The 22,501-nt window shown below is 63.5% G+C and carries 28 protein-coding genes; 4 read left to right on the top strand and 24 right to left on the bottom strand.

Going from position 1 to position 22,501, the window contains the following annotated elements:
• The first annotated feature begins 116 nt into the window (after positions 1-116).
• Complete coding sequence (locus tag QZM35_RS32435) at positions 117-2,507, top strand: penicillin-binding protein 1A (RefSeq protein WP_179255031.1); 2,391 nt, start codon at positions 117-119, stop codon at positions 2,505-2,507.
• A gap of 91 nt (positions 2,508-2,598) precedes the next feature.
• Here the strand turns inward: QZM35_RS32435 and cyaY are convergent, their stop codons facing one another.
• Positions 2,599-2,928, bottom strand: a complete 330-nt coding sequence (gene cyaY, locus QZM35_RS32430) for an iron donor protein CyaY (RefSeq protein ID WP_069246934.1) — start codon at positions 2,926-2,928, stop codon at positions 2,599-2,601.
• Between the two features lie 36 nt (positions 2,929-2,964).
• Between cyaY and QZM35_RS32425 the strand changes: the two genes are divergently transcribed.
• Positions 2,965-3,243: a lipoprotein gene (locus tag QZM35_RS32425; protein WP_081421163.1), complete on the top strand. Its 279-nt coding sequence runs from the start codon at positions 2,965-2,967 to the stop codon at positions 3,241-3,243.
• A 78-nt stretch (positions 3,244-3,321) separates the two neighbouring features.
• Here QZM35_RS32425 and msrQ read toward each other — a convergent pair whose 3' ends face one another.
• From msrQ to QZM35_RS32400, 5 genes are all read right to left on the bottom strand, one after another.
• Positions 3,322-4,008, bottom strand: a complete 687-nt coding sequence (gene msrQ, locus QZM35_RS32420; RefSeq protein WP_301777482.1) for a protein-methionine-sulfoxide reductase heme-binding subunit MsrQ — start codon at positions 4,006-4,008, stop codon at positions 3,322-3,324.
• A gap of 20 nt (positions 4,009-4,028) precedes the next feature.
• On the bottom strand, positions 4,029-5,024 hold the full coding sequence (gene msrP, locus QZM35_RS32415; RefSeq protein WP_301777481.1) for a protein-methionine-sulfoxide reductase catalytic subunit MsrP: 996 nt from the start codon (positions 5,022-5,024) through the stop codon (positions 4,029-4,031).
• A gap of 158 nt (positions 5,025-5,182) precedes the next feature.
• Positions 5,183-6,373 carry a c-type cytochrome biogenesis protein CcsB gene (ccsB, locus tag QZM35_RS32410; RefSeq protein ID WP_301777480.1) on the bottom strand — a complete coding sequence of 397 codons (1,191 nt, stop codon included), beginning with the start codon at positions 6,371-6,373 and terminating at the stop codon, positions 5,183-5,185.
• Between the two features lie 4 nt (positions 6,374-6,377).
• Positions 6,378-8,594: a cytochrome c biogenesis protein ResB gene (locus QZM35_RS32405; RefSeq protein WP_089424305.1), complete on the bottom strand. Its 2,217-nt coding sequence runs from the start codon at positions 8,592-8,594 to the stop codon at positions 6,378-6,380.
• A 204-nt stretch (positions 8,595-8,798) separates the two neighbouring features.
• Positions 8,799-9,452: a cytochrome c gene (locus QZM35_RS32400; RefSeq protein WP_089424304.1), complete on the bottom strand. Its 654-nt coding sequence runs from the start codon at positions 9,450-9,452 to the stop codon at positions 8,799-8,801.
• Positions 9,453-9,666: 214 nt separating this feature from the next.
• On the opposite strand from QZM35_RS32400, the gene yihA reads away from it, so the two are divergent.
• The gene (gene yihA / locus QZM35_RS32395) at positions 9,667-10,326 is read left to right on the top strand and encodes a ribosome biogenesis GTP-binding protein YihA/YsxC (RefSeq protein ID WP_089424303.1); all 660 of its coding nucleotides are present in this window, start codon (positions 9,667-9,669) and stop codon (positions 10,324-10,326) included.
• Positions 10,327-10,578: 252 nt separating this feature from the next.
• Positions 10,579-11,577: a porphobilinogen synthase gene (gene hemB / locus QZM35_RS32390; protein ID WP_089424302.1), complete on the top strand. Its 999-nt coding sequence runs from the start codon at positions 10,579-10,581 to the stop codon at positions 11,575-11,577.
• 154 nt (positions 11,578-11,731) lie between these two features.
• Here the strand turns inward: hemB and dsbD are convergent, their stop codons facing one another.
• The 18 genes from dsbD to rplE all read right to left on the bottom strand — a co-directional run bounded on the left by dsbD (position 11,732) and on the right by rplE (position 22,493).
• Positions 11,732-13,588, bottom strand: coding sequence for a protein-disulfide reductase DsbD (gene dsbD / locus QZM35_RS32385; RefSeq protein WP_089430491.1), 1,857 nt, complete (start codon positions 13,586-13,588; stop codon positions 11,732-11,734).
• Complete coding sequence (cutA, locus tag QZM35_RS32380) at positions 13,581-13,907, bottom strand: divalent-cation tolerance protein CutA (protein ID WP_174999006.1); 327 nt, start codon at positions 13,905-13,907, stop codon at positions 13,581-13,583. The genes dsbD and cutA overlap by 8 nt, the downstream gene beginning before the upstream one ends.
• A gap of 202 nt (positions 13,908-14,109) precedes the next feature.
• Positions 14,110-14,505: a 50S ribosomal protein L17 gene (rplQ, locus tag QZM35_RS32375; RefSeq protein WP_006477175.1), complete on the bottom strand. Its 396-nt coding sequence runs from the start codon at positions 14,503-14,505 to the stop codon at positions 14,110-14,112.
• Positions 14,506-14,642: 137 nt separating this feature from the next.
• A complete protein-coding gene (gene rpoA / locus QZM35_RS32370; RefSeq protein ID WP_006477176.1) occupies positions 14,643-15,620 on the bottom strand; it encodes a DNA-directed RNA polymerase subunit alpha in 978 nt (325 codons plus the stop codon).
• A gap of 124 nt (positions 15,621-15,744) precedes the next feature.
• Positions 15,745-16,368: a 30S ribosomal protein S4 gene (gene rpsD, locus QZM35_RS32365; RefSeq protein WP_021161733.1), complete on the bottom strand. Its 624-nt coding sequence runs from the start codon at positions 16,366-16,368 to the stop codon at positions 15,745-15,747.
• 154 nt (positions 16,369-16,522) lie between these two features.
• Positions 16,523-16,924: a 30S ribosomal protein S11 gene (gene rpsK, locus QZM35_RS32360; protein ID WP_004197937.1), complete on the bottom strand. Its 402-nt coding sequence runs from the start codon at positions 16,922-16,924 to the stop codon at positions 16,523-16,525.
• A gap of 28 nt (positions 16,925-16,952) precedes the next feature.
• Entirely contained in the window at positions 16,953-17,318 is a 366-nt protein-coding gene (gene rpsM, locus QZM35_RS32355) for a 30S ribosomal protein S13 (RefSeq protein ID WP_006477178.1), read from the bottom strand.
• Positions 17,319-17,356: 38 nt separating this feature from the next.
• A complete protein-coding gene (gene rpmJ, locus QZM35_RS32350) occupies positions 17,357-17,473 on the bottom strand; it encodes a 50S ribosomal protein L36 (RefSeq protein ID WP_004199844.1) in 117 nt (38 codons plus the stop codon).
• 20 nt (positions 17,474-17,493) lie between these two features.
• Positions 17,494-17,712, bottom strand: a complete 219-nt coding sequence (infA, locus tag QZM35_RS32345; protein WP_004521905.1) for a translation initiation factor IF-1 — start codon at positions 17,710-17,712, stop codon at positions 17,494-17,496.
• Positions 17,713-17,719: 7 nt separating this feature from the next.
• Positions 17,720-19,069, bottom strand: a complete 1,350-nt coding sequence (gene secY / locus QZM35_RS32340; RefSeq protein WP_006482915.1) for a preprotein translocase subunit SecY — start codon at positions 19,067-19,069, stop codon at positions 17,720-17,722.
• Positions 19,070-19,111: 42 nt separating this feature from the next.
• Complete coding sequence (gene rplO / locus QZM35_RS32335) at positions 19,112-19,546, bottom strand: 50S ribosomal protein L15 (RefSeq protein WP_006477180.1); 435 nt, start codon at positions 19,544-19,546, stop codon at positions 19,112-19,114.
• Between the two features lie 26 nt (positions 19,547-19,572).
• The gene (rpmD, locus tag QZM35_RS32330) at positions 19,573-19,755 is read right to left on the bottom strand and encodes a 50S ribosomal protein L30 (protein ID WP_006400644.1); all 183 of its coding nucleotides are present in this window, start codon (positions 19,753-19,755) and stop codon (positions 19,573-19,575) included.
• A 15-nt stretch (positions 19,756-19,770) separates the two neighbouring features.
• Entirely contained in the window at positions 19,771-20,289 is a 519-nt protein-coding gene (gene rpsE / locus QZM35_RS32325) for a 30S ribosomal protein S5 (protein ID WP_006482895.1), read from the bottom strand.
• Between the two features lie 14 nt (positions 20,290-20,303).
• Positions 20,304-20,669 (bottom strand): 50S ribosomal protein L18, encoded by a 366-nt coding sequence (gene rplR, locus QZM35_RS32320; protein WP_006477183.1) that lies wholly within the window; start codon positions 20,667-20,669, stop codon positions 20,304-20,306.
• A 12-nt stretch (positions 20,670-20,681) separates the two neighbouring features.
• Entirely contained in the window at positions 20,682-21,212 is a 531-nt protein-coding gene (rplF, locus tag QZM35_RS32315) for a 50S ribosomal protein L6 (RefSeq protein WP_006758786.1), read from the bottom strand.
• Between the two features lie 18 nt (positions 21,213-21,230).
• Complete coding sequence (gene rpsH, locus QZM35_RS32310) at positions 21,231-21,626, bottom strand: 30S ribosomal protein S8 (RefSeq protein WP_011350677.1); 396 nt, start codon at positions 21,624-21,626, stop codon at positions 21,231-21,233.
• 14 nt (positions 21,627-21,640) lie between these two features.
• Positions 21,641-21,946, bottom strand: a complete 306-nt coding sequence (gene rpsN / locus QZM35_RS32305; RefSeq protein ID WP_011350676.1) for a 30S ribosomal protein S14 — start codon at positions 21,944-21,946, stop codon at positions 21,641-21,643.
• 7 nt (positions 21,947-21,953) lie between these two features.
• A complete protein-coding gene (gene rplE / locus QZM35_RS32300) occupies positions 21,954-22,493 on the bottom strand; it encodes a 50S ribosomal protein L5 (RefSeq protein ID WP_006477186.1) in 540 nt (179 codons plus the stop codon).
• Positions 22,494-22,501: the final 8 nt, after the last annotated feature.

The raw sequence follows: 22,501 nt of genomic DNA, 5'->3' as shown, positions 1-22,501 counted from the left end.
CGACGGCCATGCACGGGCTATGCTGGAAGCACGCCGGACCGCGTCTTCGCGGCGGGCGCCCCCCGCGTCAGGACCGGTCTTACCGGGCAGCTATAATCGCGGGACTGTTTTCCGGTATGCCTATGCAATCCACGACTCCTACGTCCCCGCCTCCCGCCCCGGAGCCGAAGAAGCGGCCCTGGTGGCAAAAAGTCCTGCTCGGATTCGCCACGATGTGCGTCGCGCTCGTCGTGGCCGGCGGCCTCGTGCTCGGCTACGCGCTCGTCGTTGCGTGGCCGAACATGCCGTCGCTCGACGCGCTGACCGACTATCGGCCGAAGGTGCCGCTGCGCATCTATACGTCCGATCACGTGCTGATCGGCGAATTCGGCGAAGAGCGCCGCGACGTCGTCCATTTCAAGGACGTGCCCGACTCGCTGAAGAAGGCGATCCTCGCGATCGAAGACGCGCGCTTCTACGATCACGGCGGCGTCGATCTCACCGGCATCGTCCGCGCCGGCATCGTCGCGCTGACGAACGGCCATGCGTCGCAGGGTGCGAGCACGATCACGATGCAGGTCGCGCGCAACTTCTTCCTGTCGAGCGAGAAGACCTACACGCGCAAGATCTACGAGATGCTGCTCGCGTACCGGATCGAGCGTGCGCTGACGAAGGATCAGATTCTCGAGGTCTACATGAATCAGATCTATCTCGGCCAGCGCGCGTACGGCTTCGCGAGCGCCGCGCGGGTCTACTTCGGCAAGGACCTGAAGGACATCTCGCTCGCCGAAGCCGCGATGCTTGCCGGGCTGCCGAAGGCGCCGTCCGCGTACAACCCGGTCGTGAACCCGAAGCGCGCGAAGGTGCGCCAGGAATACATCCTGCAACGGATGCTCGAGCTGAACTTCATCTCGCGCGAGCAGTACGACGAGGCCGTCGCACAGCCGCTCGTCGTCAAGGGCCCGGGCCGCGATTTCAGCGTGCACGCCGAGTACGTCGCGGAAATGGTCCGACAAATGATGTACGCGCAGTACCGTGAGGAAACCTACACGCGCGGCTTCAACGTCGTCACGACGATCGACTCCGCGGATCAGCAGGTCGCGTACACCGCGCTGCGCAAGGGCATCATGGATTACGAACGCCGGCACGGCTATCGCGGGCCGGAAGGCTTCATCGAGCTGCCGGCCGGGGCCGACGACCGCGAACAGGCGATCGACGATGCACTGCTCGAACACCCCGACAACGGCGAACTGATCGCCGCGGTCGTCACGGCCGCCAGCCCGCGCCAGATCACGGTCGCATTCATCGACGGCAGCAATGCGACGATCGAAGGCGACAACCTGCGCTTCGCGTCGGGCGCGCTGTCGGCCAATGCGCAGCCGAATCGCCGCATCCGCCCGGGCGCGATCGTCCGCGTCGTGAAGAACGACGCCGGCAAATGGTCGATCACGCAGTTGCCGCAGGTCGAGGGGGCATTCCTGTCGATCGTCCCGCAGGACGGCGCGATCCGCTCGCTCGTCGGCGGCTTCGACTACAACAAGAACAAGTTCAACCACGTCACGCAGGCGTGGCGGCAGCCGGGTTCGTCGTTCAAGCCGTTCATCTATTCGGCGTCGCTCGACAAGGGCCTCGGGCCGGCCACCGTGATCAACGACGGCCCGCTGTATTTCAGCGCCGCCGAAACGGGCGGCCAGCCGTGGGAGCCGAAGAACTACGGCGGCGGCTTCGAAGGCCCGATGTCGATGCGCACCGCGCTGCAGCGCTCGCGCAACCTCGTGTCGATCCGGATCCTGAACCACATCGGCACGAAGTACGCGCAGCAGTACATCACCCGCTTCGGCTTCGACGCCGAACGCCATCCGGCCTACCTGCCGATGGCACTCGGCGCGGGCCAGGTCACGCCGCTGCAGATGGCGGGCGCGTACTCGGTCTTCGCGAACGGCGGCTACCGCGTCAATCCGTACCTGATCGCCGAAGTCACCGATCCGAACGGCGCGATCGTCGTGCGTGCGCAGCCGCTCGTCGCCGAGCAGAATGCGCCGCGCGCGATCGACCCGCGCAACGCGTACGTGATGAACAGCCTGCTGCAGAGCGTCGCGCAGCGCGGCACGGGCGCACGGACCAACGTACTGAAGCGCACCGACCTCGCGGGCAAGACCGGCACGACGAACGACTCGCACGACGCGTGGTTCGCCGGCTACCAGCACACGCTCGCCGCGATCGCGTGGATCGGCTACGACAATCCGCGCAGCCTCGGCGATCGCGAAACGGGGGGCGGCCTGTCGCTGCCGGTCTGGATCGACTACATGGGCGCCGCGCTGAAGGGCGTCCCCGAGTTCAAGCCGACGGTGCCGGACGGCGTCGAATCGCTCGGCGGCGAGCTGTACTTCACCGAGTTCGCGCCGGGCCACGGCTTCGTGTCGACGGTCGGCGTACCGCAGGCACCGGCCGCGCAGAACGTCGACGCCACCGTGCCGCACGTCGACGAGCAGGAAAAGCAGGACATCATGAACCTGTTCGCGCACTGACCACCGGCCCGGACATGAAAAAAGCGCCCCGCGGGGCGCTTTTTCTTTGGCACGACGCGTCGACGCGCAGCCCCGGCTGCGGCCTGGGCGGTTACGGCGCGCTGAACGTGATCGGCAGGCCGGCCTGCTGCGTCGCGTATTCGGTGAGCGCCGAGAAAAACTCGGTGCCCGTGCGCGTATCGCGCCATTCGCCGTCGATGAAACGGTAGTGGAAACCGCCCGCCCTCGCGGCGATCCACACTTCCTTCATCGGCGGCTGCAGGTTGACGATGATCTTCGAGCCGTTCTCGAACGTCAGCGTCAGGACGCTGCCGTTGCGCTCCAGATCGATGTCGTGATCGCCGTCGTTGGCGTCGTCGACGGTACGCTCGACGGCCGCCAGCACGGCCTCGGCACGGGTCAGGTATTCGGTATCGGACATGCTAAACTCTATCGGTTCAATTGTTCAGGGACGATCATGCGAGTCGTTTTCCGGATGAGCGCGATTGTAGCGGCTTTGGCGATTCTTGCCGGCTGCGGTCAAAGCGGCGCGCTCTATCTGCCCACCGTGCCTCCGATGCCCAAGCCGCTCCAGCAGCAGGACACCCCGCCGTCGGACGTGAAGCCGACCGATGAAAACGCGTCGTCCGACAGTGTGCCCGATTCGTCCGGCACGCCGCTCACGCTGTCACCCGAATTGTCGAGCAGCGCATCGTCCATGCCTGCACCGGCGTCGAGCCCGGCTGTCGCGAAGTAACGACGCGCCACCTGCACGGCTCACGAAACAAGGCGATGACTTCCCGGTCATCGCCTTTTGTTTTTTCAGGCTGCGCCGTCACGCGCGCACGCGCCGCCATCCCCATGCAATGAGCCGCCAGCCGAGCAGCACGGCGACGATTCCCGCATACAGCTTCGGCTGCGCCAGATTGTGCTTGCCGGCTCGCATCCACCAGAAGTGCAGCACGGCGAACAGCGCGATCGCGTAGATCGCGCTGTGCAGCGTCGCCCAGTGGCGGCCCAGGCGGCGCACCATCGCGCGCGGCGACGTTGCCGCGAGCGGAATCAGCAGCACGAACGCGGCAAAACCGACCGTGATGAACGGGCGCTTGCCGACGTCCCTCAGGATCGCGACGACGTCGAACCACTTGTCGAACCACAGGTAGGTCGTGAAGTGCAGCGTCGCGTAGAAGAACGCGAACAGCCCGATCATCCGGCGAAAGCGCAGCAGCGTGCCGAACCCCGTCATGCGCCGAAGCGGCGTGACGGCGAGCGTGATGCACAGGATCACGAGCGTCCAGAGCCCCGTCGAGCGCGTGATGAACTCGATCGGATTCGCGCCGAGCCGGTCGGTCAGCCCGAACAGCACGAGACGGGCGAGCGGATAAAGACCGGCCGCGAAAACCAGCACCTTGGCCGGCGCGAGCCAGCGCGGTGCGGCGGGACGGACCGCGCCGCGCCGTGCGGCACGTGCAGCCTGGCCGGCGCCGGCTGTGGGCGCGGCCGTCAGCGTCGAAGGGGGCATGTCGTTTCTCACCGTCGCCCTCAGAAATTCTTCTTCAGGTCCATGCCCTGATACATCGACGCGACCAGGTCGCCGTAGCCGTTGAACATCAGCGTCTTGCGCTTCGGCGTGAAAAAGCCATCCTCGCCGATGCGCCGCTCGGTCGCCTGGCTCCAGCGCGGATGATCGACGTTCGGGTTCACGTTCGAGTAAAAGCCGTACTCGTTCGACGCGTACGTGTTCCAGCTCGTCTTCGGCTGCTTGTCGACGAAGCGGATCTTCACGAGCGACTTCGCGCTCTTGAAGCCGTACTTCCACGGCACGACGATCCGCACCGGCGCGCCGTTCTGGTTCGGCAGCGCCTGCCCGTAGACGCCCATCGTCAGCAGCGTCAGCGGATTCATCGCCTCGTCCATCCGCAGTCCTTCCGAGTACGGCCAGTCGAGCACGGGCGTCGAGAGGCCGGGCATCTGCGACGGATCGGCCAGCGTGATGAACTGCACGTATTTCGCGTTGCCGGTCGGCTGCACGCGCTTGATCAGCTCGGACAGCGGCACGCCGATCCACGGGATCACCATCGACCAGCCCTCGACGCAGCGCAGCCGGTACACGCGCTCCTCGAGCGGCGCGAGCTTCAGCAGTTCGTCGAGATCGAACACCTTCGGATGCAGCACCTCGCCCTCGACGCTCACCCGCCACGGGCGCGGCCGCAGCGTGCCGGCGTTCTGCGCGGGGTCGCTCTTGTCGGTGCCGAATTCGTAGAAGTTGTTGTAGGTGGTGATGTCCTTGAACGGCGTCACCTTGTCGGCCGCGACGAACTTCGGATTCGTCTTCGCCGCAAGCTTCGCGGCCCGCGCATCGGGCGACGCATAGGCGGCCAAGGCTGCGCCGCTGCCACCGAGCAACCCGCCCGCCGCCGCGAGGCCGGCCGCCTGCAATACGCGCCGCCGGTTCTCGAACACCGCACGCGGCGTGATGTCGCCGGGCGCAATATCGCCGCCGGTCAGTACGTTCCGCAAAGGGCGTTTGATCCACATCGTGCTGCTCCTCCTGCCTGCGCCGCGCGCAGTTTCATGAGCGTTCGACCCGGCCCGTCTTGCGCCGTTCGACGTCCGGACCGCCCGCCCGTTACAAAAGAAAACCGCCGGGCACGCAGTGCACCGGCGGTCTCATAGTCGGACGAACAGCGGAAATCTTACAGCTTGCCGTAGCTGTGCAGCCCGGACAGGAACATGTTGACGCCGAGGAACGCGAAGGTCGTCACGAGCAGGCCCGTGAGCGCCCACCATGCGGCCACCGTGCCGCGCAGGCCCTTCATCAGGCGCATGTGCAGCCACGCCGCGTAGTTGAGCCACACGATCAGCGCCCAGGTTTCCTTCGGGTCCCAGCTCCAGTAGCCGCCCCATGCTTCGGCGGCCCACAGCGCGCCGAGGATCGTCGCGATCGTGAAGAACGCGAAACCGACCGCGATCGACTTGTACATCACGTCGTCGAGCACGTCGAGCGTCGGCAGGCGATCGGCGAGCACGCCGCGCTCCTTCATCAGGTATGCGACCGACACCATCGCCGACAGCGCGAAGCTGCCGTAGCCGATGAAGTTCGCCGGCACGTGGATCTTCATCCACCAGCTTTGCAGCGCCGGCACGAGCGGCTGGATCTGCTGCGCGTCGCGCGCGACCGAGTACCACATCAGGAAGCCGACGGCCGCGCTGATCACCAGCAGCACGAACGCGCCGAGCGCGCGCGTGCCGTAGTGGCCTTCGTAATACAGATAGAGCAGCGCAGTGATCAGGCTGAACAGCACGAACACTTCATACAGGTTCGATACCGGAATGTGCCCGACGTCCGCCCCGATCAGGTAGGACTCGTACCAGCGCACCATCAGGCCGGTGAAGCCCATCAGCACGGCGACCCACGTGAGCTTCTGGCCGATCGCGGAGCCCGACGCCGAGCGCGCGAGCAAGCCGATCCAGTAGAAGATCGTCGCGAGCACGAACAGCGCGCTCATCCACAGGATCGCGGACTGGCTCGACAGGAAGTACTTGAGGAAGAACGCCGAATCGGCGCGCGCGAGATCGCCCTGGTAGATCTGGATCGACAGCAGCGCCAGCACGGCGATCGACGCCATCATCAGCCGCGCGGGCTTCCAGCGCCAGCCGAGCGCGATGAGCGCCGGCACGGTGCCGATCATCATCGCCTTGTCGTAGTAATCCATGTGCGCGTTGTAGTGCACGAGCGCATAGCCCGCGCCCACCACGAGCGCCAGTGCGAACAGCCAGTCGAGCAGCGACAGGCGCGCGAGGAACGGACGGTCGTCGAACAGCGGCGCCGTCACCGGAGCCTGGGCCGACGCCCGATGGGAAGAGGAGACTTGCGTGAGATCCATGATGTTACCGGGTGGAATTCTCGGAATCGGAACCGCCGCCGGCAGGCGGACGGGCCGTCGATGCCGCACCGGCCGGCGCGGCGTCGCGAGGTGCGGCGTGCAAGGCGGCACCGGCCGCGTCGCGCGTCTGCACGAACTCTTTCTCGAAATCGAAGGTCTTGCGGGCCGTGGACATTGCCATCACCACATCGACGCCCGAACCGGCGTCCTTCAACCAGAACCAGAGGCGCCGCTCGCGCACGTAGAACATCGAGAAGATGCCGGCGACCAGCAGCAGGCTGCCAAGATACACCAGATTCTTGCCGGGTGCGCGCGTCAACTGAAATACCGAAGCTTGCACCTGCTTGAATGAGTCAAGCTGCAAATAGACCGGGGATCCATACAAAAAGCTGTCGGATAGCGCATTGATCGCGTTCTGCACGAAGCGGATCGTGTCGGTGCCCTGCTGCGCCGCCGGCTCGCCCGCACGCTCGCGCGCGATCTGCCAGACCTCCCACATCGAGCCTTCGAGCATGCGCAGCAGCAGGCTTGCAGCCTTCTCCTGCTCGGCCTTCGGCACCGAGCGGTCGATGAACGTCGCCACGGCCTGGAAGCCGCCGATCGGCTGGCCGTCGGCGCCACGGCCGACGCTGTCGTCGCTCGCTGCAAAAAGGGTCAGCACCTTCAACGCGCTGTCCTGCAAACGGCTGCGCAGCGATGCATCCGTGCCCGGCAGCGAACGCTGCGCGAAGCGCGCAGCGGCCTCGGCGCGCGCGGACGGATCCTCGAGCGCGGCACGCAGGTGCATCCATTCGCCGATCGAATCCTGGCTGTCGGCCGGAATCCGCATGTAGCGGAACGGGTCGTTCGGGCTCGCACGCACGCCGGCGAGGAACACGCGCTCGCCGTTCATGTCGACGGGCAGCATGTAGTTGTTGAATTCGCGCGCCTGGCCGTCCTTGCCGCGGATCTTGTACTGCACGGACGGGCCGATGTTGTGGAGCTGCGTCGGCTTCGACGTCTTCGCGCCGGAGCCGAGGCGTTCGTCGAACGCTTCTTTCAGCGAGCTCGTCGTCGCGACACCGCGCACGTCCGGCTTGCCGTTCGCGTCGGCCATGTTCTCGACGTTGATCGCACGGAAATCGGAGAACTCGATCGTGTCGCCGTCGTTGCCCGGCATCTGCAGCGGCGCCGAACTGCCGATCGTCCCCTTCACGGGGAAGGTCTTCGCGTTGCCGCCCGTCATCGGATAGGCCGTCATCTGCATCTGCGAGCCGCCGTCCTGGAAGCTCGACTGGTAGATCGACACGCCCTTGTACGTGAACGGCTTGTTGACCTCGACGCGCGCCGGGATCTTCTGGCCGGTCTCGCGATCGATCACGACGATGTCGCTCGCGAACAGCTTCGGCATGCCCGTCGTGTAGTAGTCGACGATGAACTTGTTGAGCTGGATCGAGAACGGCAAGTCCTGGATCAGCGAGCCGCTCGGCTGGTTCAGGATCGCGGTCGACACGAACTGCCCCTCGGGCACCCATGCATAGCCGCGGAACGTCGGGTTCGACGCGGACAGGCGATGGTCGGGCGAGATCTCGCTGATCGTCGCGCTCGTGTTGACCGGGCTCTTGCCGAACATCCACATCTGGAATTTGATCGGCAGGTTGCTGTCGAGCAGGCCGCCGATACAGATCACGACGATCGCGAGGTGCGCGGAGATGTAGCCCCACTTGGTCATTGCACCGCGTTTCGCGGAGATCAGCGTCGCGCCGTCGTTCTCACGCACGATGTGCTTGTAGCCGGCCTTGGTGACGAACGTGGCGAGCGTCGCCGTGACCGTCGCGCGCGTGCCGGACGTCGTGTATTCGGCCTTGTGGTGGAAGGCCCGCAGGCTGCCTTCGCGAACCTTGTCCTTCCAGCTCTTCGCATCGGCGAGCATCTTCGGCGCGTTGCGGATCACGCACAGCGAGATCGACACGACGAGGAAGATCAGGATCAGCATGAACCACCACGCGCTGTACACGTTGTACAGGCCGAGCGAGCGGAAGATGTCCGCCCAGAACGGCCCGAACTGGTTCACATAGTTCGGATACGGATCGTCCTGGGTCAGGACCGTGCCGATGATGCTCGCAATCGACAGCACCACCAGCAGCGCAATCGCGAAGCGCATCGAGCTCAGCAGCTCGACCGCGCGCTTGGACGCACCCTGACCCGACTTCGACTGCAACCCCGACGTGGTAACGCTCATTCAAACTCCGACTCAGGGGAAACAGCCCCCAACGCTCACTGTGATTATTGCCCCCGAAGGGGCGGCCAGCACGCGCGTGACGGCCGGCGCGCGCTGACAAAAAAGAAGGGCGAGGCAACCGCAACGACGCGGCGCCCCACCCTTTTCTTGTTCTGACTCCGGCCGCCCTTCGGGCGCCCGGTCATTCCATTCGCGGCTGACCGCTCAACGCAGGCCCGCGATGTAATCCGCGACGGCCTTGATCTCGTTGTCCGACAGCCGCGTGGCGATCTGATGCATCGCCTCGTTGTTGTTGCGCGCGCCGGCACCCTGCTGGAACGCGGTCAACTGCGCGGCCGTGTAATCGGCCCATTGCCCCGACAGACGCGGGTACTGGACCGGGAGCCCTTGCCCTGTCGGCCCGTGGCAGCTCGCGCAGGCGGGTACGCCCTTCTCCGCGATGCCGCCGCGGTAGATCTTCTGGCCGATCGGCACGGTCGCCGCATCGCGTGCGGTGCCGAGCTTCGTCGTCTGCGACCCGTAGTACGCGGCGACGTTGCGCATGTCGTCCGCGCTCAGCGCGCTCGCGAATCCGACCATCACCGCGTTGGTGCGCACCGGCCCCTTCGCGCCCGGCTGCGTCTTGAAGTCGTTCAACTGCTTGACCAGATATTCGGGATGCTGGCCGGCGAGCTTCGGGAAACTGCCCGACGCGCTATTGCCGTCGGCGCCGTGACACGACGCGCAGACTTGCCCGGCAATCGCCTTGCCACGGTCGAGATCCGGCTTTGCCGCATCCGCCGCGTTTGCCTCCGCTACGAAACCTACGAACCCTGCTGCAACCTGAAGCACCATCAGAGACTTGCACAGTCGATTCATTCGCACACCCTGTTTCGTCTTGTGGGAATTTGAGGTTCTGCAAAAAACGACGGCGTTCAGTCTACCGCAGAAGCTACATAAAAGCGCGAGGCAGGCGCCCGGTAGCCTTCGGTAAAACCGCCGTATTGTACAATATCGTGTTGAAAGCTCCGGCGCCTATCGGGGCTACCCCGCCTCCACCAAGCGGCTCGCGCCGCCCGTCCTTCCGGTTCCCATGGCCTTTCTGCTCCATCAAGCCCGCTTCTACACGACCGTCAACCATCTGCGCGACCTGCCGCCGACGGTCCAGCCGGAAATCGCGTTCGCGGGCCGCTCGAATGCCGGCAAGTCGACGGCGATCAACGTGCTGTGCAACCAGAAGCGGCTCGCCTTCGCGTCGAAGACGCCCGGCCGCACGCAGCATATCAACTACTTCTCCGTCGGCCCGGCCGCCGAGCCCGTCGCGAACCTCGTCGACCTGCCCGGCTACGGCTACGCGGAAGTGCCCGGCGCCGCCAAGGCGCATTGGGAAATGCTCCTGTCGTCCTACCTCGCGACCCGCTCGCAGCTCTGCGGCCTGATCCTGATGATGGATTCGCGCCGTCCGCTGACCGATCTCGACCGCCGCATGATCGAGTGGTTCGTGCCGACCGGCAAGCCGATCCACACGCTGCTGACGAAGTGCGACAAATTGACGCGGCAGGAAAGCATCAACGCGCTGCGAACCACGCAAAAGGGGCTCGATGCGTATCGTGACCAGGGCGTTCAGGGCAAGCTGACGGTCCAGCTGTTCTCGGCGATGAAGCGCGTTGGGCTCGACGAAGCGCACGAATTGATCGAAAGCTGGGTGCGGCCGTCCGTCGCCGACGAAAAAAGCGAGCCTGTAGCACAATGATCGGGCAACGCGCGGCCGGGATCGGCGGCGCGCACCTGACGGCGCCTGCGGTTTCGGCCGGCTCATAAAAAAACCCGCCGTTGAACGGCGGGTCAAACAGCCTAATCGAAAAACGACAGGCACCCGCTCAGGGAGGAGAAGCGGGGAGCTGCACGCGACGCGTGCCGCTCGATCGCTATCATATACCAACGCTCCCGAAAATGACCTAAGGGTTCCGTAAGGTCTTACTGCCCTGATTTCTACCCAATCGCCATGAGCTTCCATCCGCTTCATCGTCCGCGCCGGATGCGCCGCGACGACTTCTCCCGGCGCCTGATGCGCGAAAACCGCCTGACCACCGACGACCTGATCTATCCGGTGTTCGTCGTCGAAGGCACCAACGAACGGCAGCCGGTGCCGTCGATGCCCGGCGTCGAACGCGTGTCCGTCGATCTGCTGATGCAGGTCGCCGAGCAGTGCGTCGAACTCGGCGTGCCCGTGCTGTCGCTGTTCCCGGCCATCGAGCCGTCGGTGAAAACGCCTGACGGTCGCGAGGCAGCCAATCCGGAAGGCCTGATCCCGCGCGCGGTGCGCGAGCTGAAGAAGCGCTTCCCCGAACTCGGCGTGCTGACCGACGTCGCACTCGATCCGTACACGAGCCACGGCCAGGACGGCGTGCTCGACGAAAACGGCTACGTGATCAACGACGACACGATCGAGATCCTGATCGATCAGGCGCGCGCGCAGGCGGAAGCCGGCGTCGACATCGTCGCGCCGTCGGACATGATGGACGGCCGCATCGGCGCGATCCGCGAAATGCTGGAAAGCGACGGCCATATCCACACGCGGATCATGGCCTATTCGGCCAAGTTCGCGTCGGCGTTCTACGGCCCGTTCCGCGACGCGGTCGGCTCGGCGTCCAACCTGGGCAAGGGCAACAAGATGACCTACCAGATGGATCCGGCGAACAGCGACGAAGCGCTGCGCGAAGTGCGCCTGGACATCGACGAAGGCGCCGACATGGTGATGGTCAAGCCCGGCATGCCGTACCTCGACATCGTGCGCCGCGTGAAGGACGAGTTCCGCTTCCCGACCTACGTGTACCAGGTGAGCGGTGAATACGCGATGCTGAAGGCCGCCGCGATGAACGGCTGGCTCGATCACGACAAGGTCGTGCTGGAATCGCTGCTCGCGTTCAAGCGCGCGGGCGCCGACGGCGTGCTCACGTACTTCGCGCTCGACGCCGCGCGTCTGCTGAAAGCGCAACGCTAAGCGCCTGCCGGCAGGCGGAAAGAAAAACGGCGGGACACTTCGGTGTCCCGCCGTTTTTTGTTTGCTGTCGATCGCGGCCGTATGCGTTGTCGATCGTCAATTCATGCCACGCAAGCGCGCCGGTTGGCCACCAGCGCGCCCGCGACGCGCATGGTCATACCGTCGGGACCGCAGCCCGGTCGAGGCTGCGCAGGAACGTCTCGGCCGCCTGATAGCCGACCACGCGCCCGATCTCGTTGCCGCTTCGATCGAAGAAGATGATGCCCGGCGGGCCGAACAGGTTGAAGCGCTTCAGCAGCGCCTGGTCGTCCGGGTTGTTCGCGGTAACGTCCGCACGCACGAGGTGAAGTTGCGCGAGTCGCGCCTGCACGCGCGCGTCGGTAAACGTCAGATGCTCCATCTCCTTGCAGCTCACGCACCAGTCGGCGTAGAAGTCGAGCATCACGGGCTGGGCCGCCGTCTTCAGCAGCGTGTCGAGTTCGCCGCTCGAGCGCACCGATGCGAACGCGGGCCCGTCCTGAGCAGCGGCCGCGCCTGCTGCCGCCGTACCGCCCGACGCAACCGTGCGTGCCGCCAGCACCGCCAGCGGCTTGACCGGATCAGTCGAGCCCGCGGCCAGGCCGACGAGCAGCGTAGCCGCCCAGATCGCGAGCGCGGCACCCACGCCACGGCCAAGGCGACGCCAGATCGACGTGGCGCCGGCATTCGGCGTGAACAGCCCGAGCGCCGCGGCCGCGATCAGCAGCCACAACGCAGCGAGCACCATCTTCAGGCCACCGGCCAGCACCGGCCACACGATCCACAGCGCGGCTGCGAGCAGCACGATGCCGAAGAACACCTTCACGCCGTCCATCCATGCGCCGGCGCGCGGCAGTACCGTCCCGGCCCCGACGCCGACGACCAGCAGCGGCACGCCCAGCCCCAGCCCCATCGCGAACAGTGCAGCGCCGCCGAGCAGCGCATTGCCCGTGTGCGCGATGAAGGCGAGCACCGCGAACAGCGGCGCCGTCATGCATGCGCCGACGACCAGTGCGGACAGCGCGCCCATCGCCGCGACCGCGACGAAATGGCCGCCCTGGCGCGCGCTCGATGCCTCGGCCGCGCCGTTCTGCCAGCGCGCGGGCAGTGCGAGGTCCTTGCCCGAGATCAGCGAGACGGCAAACGCGGTCAACAGCACGCCGAACGCGCCGAGCACCCACGGGTTCTGCAGCCACGCGCCGAGGCTCTGGCCCACCAGCGCCGCGGCGATGCCGAGTACCGTGTAGACCAGCGCCATGCCGACCACATAGGTCAGCGACAGCGCGAAGCCGCGCGCATGCGTCGCGCGCGTGCCTTGGCCGATGATGATCGCCGACACGATCGGAATCATCGGATACGAACACGGCAGGAGGCTCAGCACGACGCCCGCGACGAAATACAGTGCGACGATCGTGAAGAAGCCATGCCCTTCGAGCAGCGACTGCGCGAAATCGGCGCTCGTGACCTTGTCGAACCAGCTGCCCGCGGCAACCGCATCGGCGGACGACTGCGACGACGAGGCGGCGCCCAGCGCGGCGCCATCGACCTTCACGACGTGCTCGGCCGGCGGATAGCAGATGCCCTCGTCCGCGCACCCCTGCGACGTCACCGCGAGCTCGAACGGACCTGACGCCTGCTTGACGGGCACATGCACGACGACTTCGTCACGGTAGGTCTCGACGTCCTTCTGGAACGTCTGGTCGAACTTCACGTGGCCGGCCGGGAATTGCGGATCGCCGAGCGTCGCCTGCCCGCTCTTCACCGCGAACGCGAACCGCTCACGGTACAGGTAATAGCCGTTGGCGACCTTGAAGTGGACGTCCACCTGTCCCGGCGATTCGCTCGCACTGAACTTGAACGCAACCGACGGATCGAGGAAATCGTCGGCCGCGCGCGCGACCGACAGGCCGCCGAGCACGAGCATGAACGACAACAGGACTGCGAGGAATCGCAGCGCGCGCACGCGCACGGGAAGCGCCATACCGTTAAACATGAAATAGACGTTGAGTTTCGCTGGTCACCCACTGGCCGTACGCGGCCGATGCCGTCGTCTGCCACGAGACGATTTCGGGCGTCTCGTAAGGATGATGCGCGAGAATAAATCGCTCCAGTTCGAGCGCCCGCACCGGGCTCGTCTTGAACAGCAACTGGATCTCGTCGGCCGTTTCGACCTTGCCCTGCCAGTGATAGCGCGACTTGATCGCGCCGAGCTCCGACACGCACGCGGCAAGCCGCGCATCGAGCGCACCGTCGGAAAGCGCGTTGGCGGTCTCGGCATCGGGCACCGTCGTCAGCATCAGCACCACTATCATCCGCGCCCTCCTGGCTGGTCTATCGGCTCCCGCCGACGCGAATTGCCCACCTGGGGCGCGCGCCGGCTGCCCCGTATCGTAGCGCAGCCCGCGCAACGCTGCCGGCACCGCCCTGCGACAATCGAACGCAGCCTGCGCCGGAAAAACAAAAAGGGCCAAGCAATTGCTCGGCCCCTTTCAGATACTGCTGCGTCCCGGAAGCTTACTCAGCTTCTTGCACGTTTTCCGTTTCGTCGACTTCCGGACGATCGAGCAGCTCGACCAGTGCCATCGGTGCGTTGTCGCCCACGCGGAAGCCGAACTTCAGCACGCGCAGGTAGCCGCCCGGACGGTTCGCGAAACGCGGACCGAGCACGTCGAACAGCTTCGCCACCGAGTCACGATCGCGCAGGCGGTTGAACGCCAGGCGACGGTTTGCCAGCGACGGCTTCTTGCCGAGCGTGATCAGCGGCTCGACGACTTTACGGAGTTCCTTCGCCTTCGGCAGCGTCGTCTTGATGACTTCGTGCTCGATCAGCGAGTTGGACATGTTACGGAGCATAGCCAGACGGTGGCTGCTCGTGCGGTTCAGTTTCCGCAGACCATGACGATGGCGCATTTCAGTTTCCTTGATTCAAAGTTTTGATCCAGCTCTTCTATCGCACCTCGATGGGTGCACGGGCCGGTAACGAAAAAAGCAAGATGCGGATTTTAAAGGAAAATCCGCATCTTTGCCAACTACAGTAACAACCAGGCTTACTTGTCGAGACCAGCCGGCGGCCAGTTTTCGAGCTTCATGCCCAGCGTGAGACCGCGCGAAGCGAGCACTTCCTTGATCTCGTTGAGCGACTTGCGACCGAGGTTCGGCGTCTTCAGCAGCTCGTTTTCCGTGCGCTGGATCAGGTCGCCGATGTAGTAGATGTTCTCGGCCTTCAGGCAGTTCGCCGAACGAACCGTCAGCTCGAGATCGTCCACCGGACGCAGCAGGATCGGGTCGATCTGCGGTGCACGCGACGGCGCTTCGGCTGCCGTTTCCGTGCCTTCCAGCGCCGCGAACACGGACAGCTGGTCGACCAGGATGCGGGCCGATTGACGGATCGCTTCTTCCGGCGTGATCACACCGCTCGTCTCGATGTTCATCACGAGCTTGTCGAGGTCGGTACGCTGCTCGACACGTGCGCTTTCGACAGCGTAGCTCACGCGGCGAACCGGCGAGAACGATGCGTCGAGGACGATGCGGCCGATGATCTTGGCCGTGTCTTCGCCATAGCGACGGACGTTGCCGGGCACATAGCCGCGACCCTTTTCGATCTTGATCTGAACGTCGAGCTTGCCGCCCTTCGACAGGTGCGCAATCACGTGATTCGGGTTGATGACTTCGCAGTCGTGAGCCAGCTCGATATCGCCGGCCGTGACAACGCCTTCACCTTCCTTGCGCAGCGTAACCGTCACTTCGTCACGGTTATGCAGCTTGAACACCACGCCCTTCAGGTTCAGCAGCAGGTTGACGACGTCTTCCTGCACGCCATCCAGCGTCGAGTACTCGTGCACCACGCCCGCGATCGTCACTTCGGTCGGCGCGTAGCCAACCATCGACGACAGCAGCACGCGGCGAAGCGCATTGCCCAAGGTGTGGCCGTAACCGCGTTCGAACGGTTCCATGACCACCCTCGCGTGGTTCTCGCCCAGCGATTCCACGGCGATGATCTTGGGTTTCAGCAAACTGGTTTGCATGGGCTTTCCTTTTCAATACCCTCGGCTCGTTACACCGATAAGGCTGACCGGTAACAACCAGAAAATAAACAGCCGAGGCCCCTCCTTGCGCAACGCAATCGGGGTACCTCGGCCGTCAATCGGATTAACGCGAATACAATTCGACGATCAGGCTTTCGTTGATGTCGCCTGCGATTTCAGCGCGTTCCGGCATTTGCTTGAACGTGCCTTCGAACTTCTTCGCATCGACTGCAACCCAGCTCGGCATGCCGCCTTGCTCGGCCAGCGACAGCGCTTCGACGATACGCGCCTGCTTCTTCGCCTTTTCGCGGATCGCGACGATGTCACCTGCCTTCACTTGCTGCGACGGGACGTTCGCGACGACGCCGTTCACGGTGATCGACTTGTGGCTCACCAGCTGACGCGCTTCAGCGCGGGTCGAGCCGAAGCCCATGCGATACACGACGTTGTCGAGACGCGACTCGAGCAGTTGCAGCAGGTTTTCACCCGTGTTGCCCTTGCGGCGGTCGGCTTCAGCGAAGTAGCGGCGGAACTGACGCTCCAGCACGCCGTAGATACGCTTGACCTTCTGCTTTTCGCGCAGCTGCGTACCGTAGTCGGACGTACGTGCGCCCGAGGTACGGCCGTGCTGACCCGGCTTGCTGTCGAGCTTGCACTTGTCGGCGAGCGAGCGGCGTGCGCTCTTCAGGAACAGGTCGGTGCCTTCACGGCGGGACAGCTTGGCCTTCGGGCCGATATAACGTGCCACTTTGCATTCCTCTATCAATCAGTCACGCAGATCTGAATCCGCGCTAGTTCGCGCCCTTTGGGGCGAACGGTGGGCTTAGTCAATCAAAAAAGCAACGCCCGTCGACGCTGAGCGGCGACAGGCAATGTGCTAGCACGAACGTGCCAGCACACCTTTAGATACGACGACGCTTCGGCGGACGGCAGCCGTTGTGCGGAATCGGGGTGACATCCGAAATCGCGGTGATCTTGATGCCGAGGCCGTGCAGTGCGCGCACTGCCGACTCACGACCCGGGCCCGGGCCCTTGATCCGCACTTCCAGATTCTTCACGCCGTATTCCATCGCGACGCGGCCAGCCGACTCGGCTGCGACCTGGGCAGCGAACGGCGTCGATTTGCGCGAGCCCTTGAAGCCCTGACCGCCCGACGTCGCCCATGCCAGTGCGTTGCCTTGGCGATCGGTGATCGTGATGATCGTGTTGTTGAACGACGCGTGAACGTGAACCACGCCTTCAGCGACGTTCTTCTTAACCTTCTTGCGAACGCGTTGCGCCGCGGTGTTCGAAGCCTTAGCCATTACGTTTTCCTGTAACTGTCAGTTCCGCTTACTTCTTCAGCGCTTGCGCTGCACGACGCGGACCCTTGCGAGTACGTGCGTTCGTACGCGTACGCTGACCGCGCATCGGCAGGCCCTTGCGATGACGAACACCACGGTAGCAACCGAGGTCCATCAGGCGCTTGATGTTCATCGTCACTTCACGGCGCAGATCGCCTTCGACGACAAACTTGCCCACTTCTTCACGCAGCTTTTCCAAGTCTGCGTCGGTCAAGTCCTTGACCTTCTTCGAAAAATCGACGCCAGCTGCCACGCAGATGCTGCGCGAACGGGTGCGGCCGACACCAAAGATTGCCGTCAGGCCGATCTCGGTGTGCTGGTGATTCGGGATGTTAACCCCTGCGATACGAGCCATTGTTTTTCCTCAAACAAAAAGCGCAAACAAACGCGCGGTCAGCCTTGGCGCTGCTTGTGGCGCGGATCCGAGCTGCAGATCACGCGAACGACGCCTTTGCGCTTGATGATCTTGCAATTGCGGCAAATGCGCTTAACCGATGCCATCACTTTCATGATAATACCCTTTTTTCAAATCACTTCGCCCGGAACACGATCCGCGCACGAGACAGATCGTAAGGCGTCAATTCAACCGTCACCTTGTCGCCAGGCAGGATGCGGATGTAGTGCATCCGCATCTTCCCGGAAATATGCCCCAACACGACATGGCCGTTTTCCAGCTTCACGCGGAAGGTCGCATTCGGGAGGTTTTCAATCACCTCACCCTGCATCTGGATTACATCGTCTTTGGCCATAGTCCTTTCAACGCATCGGGATGTTGCCGCCCTTGAAGTTCGCCTTCTTGAGCAGTGACTCATACTGTTGCGACATAACGTACGACTGCACCTGCGCCATAAAGTCCATCGTGACGACGACAATGATCAGCAGCGACGTTCCACCAAAATAAAACGGCACGTTCCAGCGCAGCACCAGAAACTCCGGCAGCAGACACACGAAGACGATGTAGATCGCACCGGCCAGCGTCAGACGCGTGAGGATGCGGTCGATATATCGTGCGGTCTGATCGCCCGGGCGGATACCCGGAACAAACGCGCCGCTCTTCTTCAGGTTGTCTGCGGTTTCCCTGCTGTTGAACACCAGTGCGGTGTAGAAGAAGCAGAAAAACACGATCGCCAGCGTGTACAGCAGCACATAGACCGGCTGGCCCGGCTTCAGCGCTTCCGCAACGTTATGCAACGTATTGGAAATCCAGCTTCCCGTCGGCTGACCGGTACTGAACCAGCCGAGAATCGTTGCCGGGAACAGAATGATCGACGATGCAAAGATCGGCGGAATCACACCCGACATGTTCAGCTTCAGCGGCAGATGCGACGACTGCCCACCGTAGATCTTGTTGCCGACCTGGCGCTTCGCGTAGTTCACGAGGATCTTGCGCTGACCGCGTTCGATGAACACGACCAGGTAAGTCACCGCGGCAATCAGGACGACGATGATGATCGCCGAAATGATGCTCATCGAACCCGTACGCACCAGCTCGAACAACCCACCGACGGCATTCGGGAACCCTGCTGCGATCCCGCCGAAGATGATGATCGAGATACCGTTGCCCAGACCACGCTCGGTAATCTGCTCGCCGAGCCACATCAGGAACATCGTACCGGTAACCAGCGTCACGACCGTCGTCAGACGGAACAGCATGCCGGGGTCAGTAACGAGGCCCGGCTGGTTTTCCAGCGCAGCCGCGATACCGAACGCCTGGAAGGTCGCGAGCACCACGGTGAAATACCGCGTGTACTGCGTGATCTTCCGTTGCCCTGCCTGCCCTTCCTTCTTCAGCGCCTCGAGCTGCGGCGAGACAATCGCCAGCAACTGCATGATGATCGACGCCGAGATGTACGGCATGATCCCCAGCGCAAAGATCGTGAAGCGGGAAAGCGCGCCACCCGAGAACATGTTGAACATGCCCAGGATGCCGCCCGCCTGGCTCTGGAACAGCTTCGCCAGTTGATCCGGATCGATGCCCGGCACGGGAATGTGCGCGCCGATGCGATAGACGATCAGCGCCAGGAGCAAGAACATTGCTCGCCGGCGCAGATCGCCGAATTTCGCCGTGCTTCGACCGGGTTTTGCAAGACTCGGGCTGTTAGCCAAGTACCTTCTCCGATGAATGCAAGTGACGACGCGCTACGCGTGTCACTCGGCGAACGAACCGCCAGCCGCTTCGATCGCAGCGCGCGCACCCTTGGTGGCACCGAGACCCTTCACGACGATCTTGCGCTTCAGTTCGCCCGTCGCGATGATCTTTGCGCTCTTCGTCAGCTCGCCGACCAGGCCGGCTTGCTTCAGTGCGAGCAGATCGATCTCATCGACCGGCAGCTTCTCGAGGTCGCTCAGGCGCACTTCACCGACGAATTCCTTCGTCAGCGACGTGAAGCCGCGCTTCGGCAGACGACGTTGCAGCGGCATCTGACCGCCTTCGAAACCGACTTTGTGGAAGCCGCCCGAACGCGATTTCTGACCCTTGTGACCACGGCCAGCCGTCTTGCCGAGGCCCGAACCGATGCCACGGCCGACGCGACGCTTGGCGTGCTTGGCGCCAGCTGCCGGCTTCAGGTTATTCAATTCCATATCAACTCCTTGATCCGTAGGGCCGCTTACGCGATGACCTTAACGAGGTACGAGACCTTGTTGATCATGCCGCGGACCGCCGGCGTGTCCTGAAGCTCGCTGACCGAGTTGAGTCGGCGCAGGCCCAGGCCACGCACGGTCGCGCGGTGCGATTCGCGGGTCCCGATCAGGCTCTTAACGAGCTGAACCTTGACAGTTTTTTCAGACATGGTGACCACCCGGGCTTAGCCCAAAATTTCTTCGACGGACTTGCCGCGCTTCGCCGCGATGTCTGCCGGGGTGGACTGCTTGCGCAGACCGTCCAGCGTGGCGCGAACGAGGTTGTACGGGTTCGTCGAACCGTGGCTCTTTGCCACGACGTTCTGAACGCCCATCACGTCGAACACTGCGCGCATCGGGCCGCCGGCGATCACGCCCGTACCTGCCTTCGCCGGAGCGAGGAGGACAGCGGATGCGCCATGCTTGCCGTGCACTTCGTGTTGCAGCGTGCCGTTCTTGAGCGGCACCTTGAACATGTTGCGGCGAGCTTGTTCCATTGCCTTCTGGACAGCGACCGGCACTTCCTTCGCCTTGCCCTTGCCCATACCGATGCGGCCATCACCGTCGCCAACCACGGTCAGTGCGGCGAAGCCGAGAATACGGCCACCCTTCACGACCTTGGTCACGCGATTGACCGAAATCATCTTTTCGCGAAGGCCGTCGTCGCGCTCGTCAGCCTGAACTTTCGCTTGCATCTTTGCCATGACGAATTCCTTCCTTAGAACTTGAGCCCAGCTTCGCGAGCTGCCTCAGCCAGCGCCTTGACGCGGCCGTGGTAGCGGAAGCCCGAGCGGTCGAAGGCGACGGATTCGATGCCGGCAGCCTTTGCCTTTTCGGCAATACGCTTGCCGATCAGCGTCGCGGCATTGACGTTGCCGCCCTTGCCCGACTTGTCGGCCAGTTCTGCGCGCACTTCTGCTTCGAGCGTCGACGCGCTGGCGAGCACCTTGGTGCCGCACGGCGAGAACACTTGAGCGTAGATGTGCGTGTTCGTGCGATGCACGGCGAGACGCGCGACCTGCAGCTCAGCGATCTTGATACGCGTCTGGCGAGCGCGGCGCAGGCGAGATTGAGTCTTATCCATGATTGCGCACCCTTACTTCTTCTTCGTTTCTTTGAGGATCACAACCTCGTCGGAATAGCGCACGCCCTTGCCCTTGTAGGGCTCCGGCGGACGGTAACCGCGGACTTCCGCAGCTACTTGACCGACTTGTTGCTTGTTGATCCCCTTGATCACGATTTCGGTTTGCGTCGGGGTTTCTGCCTTGACGCCTTCCGGCATCTGGTGCACCACCGGGTGCGAGAAACCCAGCGACAGGTTCAGCTTGTCGCCTTGCGCTTGCGCACGATAACCGACGCCAACCAGCGTCAGCTTGCGCTCGAAACCCTTGGTCACGCCGTGCACGGCATTCGCGATAATCGCGCGCATCGTGCCCGACAGTGCATTTGCTTCGCGGCTTTCGTCCACCGGCGACAGGTTCAGCGTGCCGTCGTTGTTCGCCACGTTCACGAGCGGATTGATCGCTTGCGTGATGGTGCCCAGCGGGCCCTTGACGGTGATCGCACCGTCGGCCAGCTTGACTTCCGCGCCTTGCAGCGCGATCGGGCTCTTACCTACTCGAGACATGTTTCTCTCTCCTCGGCTTTAAGCGACGTAGCAGATGACTTCGCCGCCGACGCCGGTAGCGCGCGCCTTGCGGTCGGTCATCACGCCCTTCGGCGTCGACACGATTGCGACACCGAGGCCATTCATGACCTGCGGGATGTCGTTACGGCCGCGGTACACGCGCAGGCCAGGCTTCGACACGCGTTCGATGCGTTCGATGACCGGACGGCCAGCGTAGTACTTCAGCGCGATATTCAGTTCGGACTTCGCACCTTCCGCCTTCACGGCGAAATCGTCGATATAGCCTTCGTCTTTCAGGACTTGCGCGATTGCAACCTTGACTTTCGACGAGGGCATCGACACCGATACCTTCTCGACCATCTGCCCGTTGCGGATGCGAGTCAGCATATCGGCGATAGGATCACTCATGCTCATTTACGTTTCTCCTATTACCAGCTCGCCTTGGTCAGGCCAGGAATCTCGCCACGGAATGCGATTTCACGAATCTTGTTACGCGCGAGGCCGAATTTACGGAACGTGCCACGCGGACGGCCCGTGATCGCGCAGCGGTTACGCTGGCGGGTCGGGTTTGCGTTGCGGGGCAGTTGCTGCAGCTCAAGGCGTGCTTCGTAGCGCTCTTCTTCCGACTTGCTTTGGTCTTCGACGATCGCCTTCAGCGCATCGCGCTTTGCTGCGAACTTCGCGACCAGGCGGGCGCGCTTCTTTTCACGTTCGATCAGTGCCAGTTTAGCCACGGTAACCTCAGTTTCTGAACGGGAACTTGAAGCTGGCGAGCAGAGCCTTTGCTTCGTCGTCGGTCTTCGCAGTCGTCGTGATGCTGATGTTCAGCCCACGCAGTGCGTCGATCTTGTCGTAGTCGATTTCGGGGAAAATGATCTGCTCTTTCACACCGATGTTGTAGTTGCCACGGCCATCGAAAGCACGACCCGACACGCCGCGGAAGTCACGCACGCGGGGCAGGGCAACCGTCACGAAACGGTCGAGGAATTCGTACATCGCTTGGCCACGCAGCGTCACCATCGCGCCGATCGGGTAGCCCTGGCGGATCTTGAAGCCTGCGATTGCCTTGCGTGCCTTGGTCACGACCGGCTTCTGACCAGCGATCTTCGTGAGGTCGCCAACGGCGTTCTCGATGATCTTCTTGTCAGCGATCGCTTCGCCAAGACCCATGTTCAGCGTGATCTTGGTGATGCGCGGCACTTCCATGACCGACTTGTAACCGAACTTCTCGATCAGGCCGGGCACAACCTTTTCTTTGTAAAACTCTTGAAAACGAGCCATTTTTTACT

This window comes from Burkholderia sp. AU45274, from assembly GCF_030482505.1.
GTDB lineage: Bacteria > Pseudomonadota > Gammaproteobacteria > Burkholderiales > Burkholderiaceae > Burkholderia.
The sequence above is the reverse complement of the archived record's forward strand: the minus strand, read 5'-3'. Positions and strand labels throughout refer to the sequence as shown.

What these genes read in the sequence shown, in the direction of transcription:
- QZM35_RS32400 (WP_089424304.1), bottom strand. Translation starts at nt 9,452, where the DNA reads ATGAATCGACTGTGCAAGTCTCTGATGGTGCTTCAGGTTGCAGCAGGG.
- rplE (WP_006477186.1), bottom strand. Translation starts at nt 22,493, where the DNA reads ATGGCTCGTTTTCAAGAGTTTTACAAAGAAAAGGTTGTGCCCGGCCTG.
- rpmJ (WP_004199844.1), bottom strand. Translation starts at nt 17,473, where the DNA reads ATGAAAGTGATGGCATCGGTTAAGCGCATTTGCCGCAATTGCAAGATC.
- infA (WP_004521905.1), bottom strand. Translation starts at nt 17,712, where the DNA reads ATGGCCAAAGACGATGTAATCCAGATGCAGGGTGAGGTGATTGAAAAC.
- dsbD (WP_089430491.1), bottom strand. Translation starts at nt 13,588, where the DNA reads ATGTTTAACGGTATGGCGCTTCCCGTGCGCGTGCGCGCGCTGCGATTC.
- rpmD (WP_006400644.1), bottom strand. Translation starts at nt 19,755, where the DNA reads ATGTCTGAAAAAACTGTCAAGGTTCAGCTCGTTAAGAGCCTGATCGGG.
- rplO (WP_006477180.1), bottom strand. Translation starts at nt 19,546, where the DNA reads ATGGAATTGAATAACCTGAAGCCGGCAGCTGGCGCCAAGCACGCCAAG.
- rpsE (WP_006482895.1), bottom strand. Translation starts at nt 20,289, where the DNA reads ATGGCAAAGATGCAAGCGAAAGTTCAGGCTGACGAGCGCGACGACGGC.
- cyaY (WP_069246934.1), bottom strand. Translation starts at nt 2,928, where the DNA reads ATGTCCGATACCGAATACCTGACCCGTGCCGAGGCCGTGCTGGCGGCC.
- QZM35_RS32405 (WP_089424305.1), bottom strand. Translation starts at nt 8,594, where the DNA reads ATGAGCGTTACCACGTCGGGGTTGCAGTCGAAGTCGGGTCAGGGTGCG.
- rplF (WP_006758786.1), bottom strand. Translation starts at nt 21,212, where the DNA reads ATGTCTCGAGTAGGTAAGAGCCCGATCGCGCTGCAAGGCGCGGAAGTC.
- ccsB (WP_301777480.1), bottom strand. Translation starts at nt 6,373, where the DNA reads ATGGATCTCACGCAAGTCTCCTCTTCCCATCGGGCGTCGGCCCAGGCT.
- msrQ (WP_301777482.1), bottom strand. Translation starts at nt 4,008, where the DNA reads ATGCCCCCTTCGACGCTGACGGCCGCGCCCACAGCCGGCGCCGGCCAG.
- hemB (WP_089424302.1), top strand. Translation starts at nt 10,579, where the DNA reads ATGAGCTTCCATCCGCTTCATCGTCCGCGCCGGATGCGCCGCGACGAC.
- rpsK (WP_004197937.1), bottom strand. Translation starts at nt 16,924, where the DNA reads ATGGCTAAGGCTTCGAACACCGCGGCGCAACGCGTTCGCAAGAAGGTT.
- QZM35_RS32425 (WP_081421163.1), top strand. Translation starts at nt 2,965, where the DNA reads ATGCGAGTCGTTTTCCGGATGAGCGCGATTGTAGCGGCTTTGGCGATT.
- yihA (WP_089424303.1), top strand. Translation starts at nt 9,667, where the DNA reads ATGGCCTTTCTGCTCCATCAAGCCCGCTTCTACACGACCGTCAACCAT.
- rpoA (WP_006477176.1), bottom strand. Translation starts at nt 15,620, where the DNA reads ATGCAAACCAGTTTGCTGAAACCCAAGATCATCGCCGTGGAATCGCTG.
- rpsM (WP_006477178.1), bottom strand. Translation starts at nt 17,318, where the DNA reads ATGGCTCGTATCGCAGGGGTTAACATCCCGAATCACCAGCACACCGAG.
- rpsH (WP_011350677.1), bottom strand. Translation starts at nt 21,626, where the DNA reads ATGAGCATGAGTGATCCTATCGCCGATATGCTGACTCGCATCCGCAAC.
- rplQ (WP_006477175.1), bottom strand. Translation starts at nt 14,505, where the DNA reads ATGCGCCATCGTCATGGTCTGCGGAAACTGAACCGCACGAGCAGCCAC.
- QZM35_RS32435 (WP_179255031.1), top strand. Translation starts at nt 117, where the DNA reads ATGCCTATGCAATCCACGACTCCTACGTCCCCGCCTCCCGCCCCGGAG.
- cutA (WP_174999006.1), bottom strand. Translation starts at nt 13,907, where the DNA reads ATGATAGTGGTGCTGATGCTGACGACGGTGCCCGATGCCGAGACCGCC.
- msrP (WP_301777481.1), bottom strand. Translation starts at nt 5,024, where the DNA reads ATGTGGATCAAACGCCCTTTGCGGAACGTACTGACCGGCGGCGATATT.
- rplR (WP_006477183.1), bottom strand. Translation starts at nt 20,669, where the DNA reads ATGGATAAGACTCAATCTCGCCTGCGCCGCGCTCGCCAGACGCGTATC.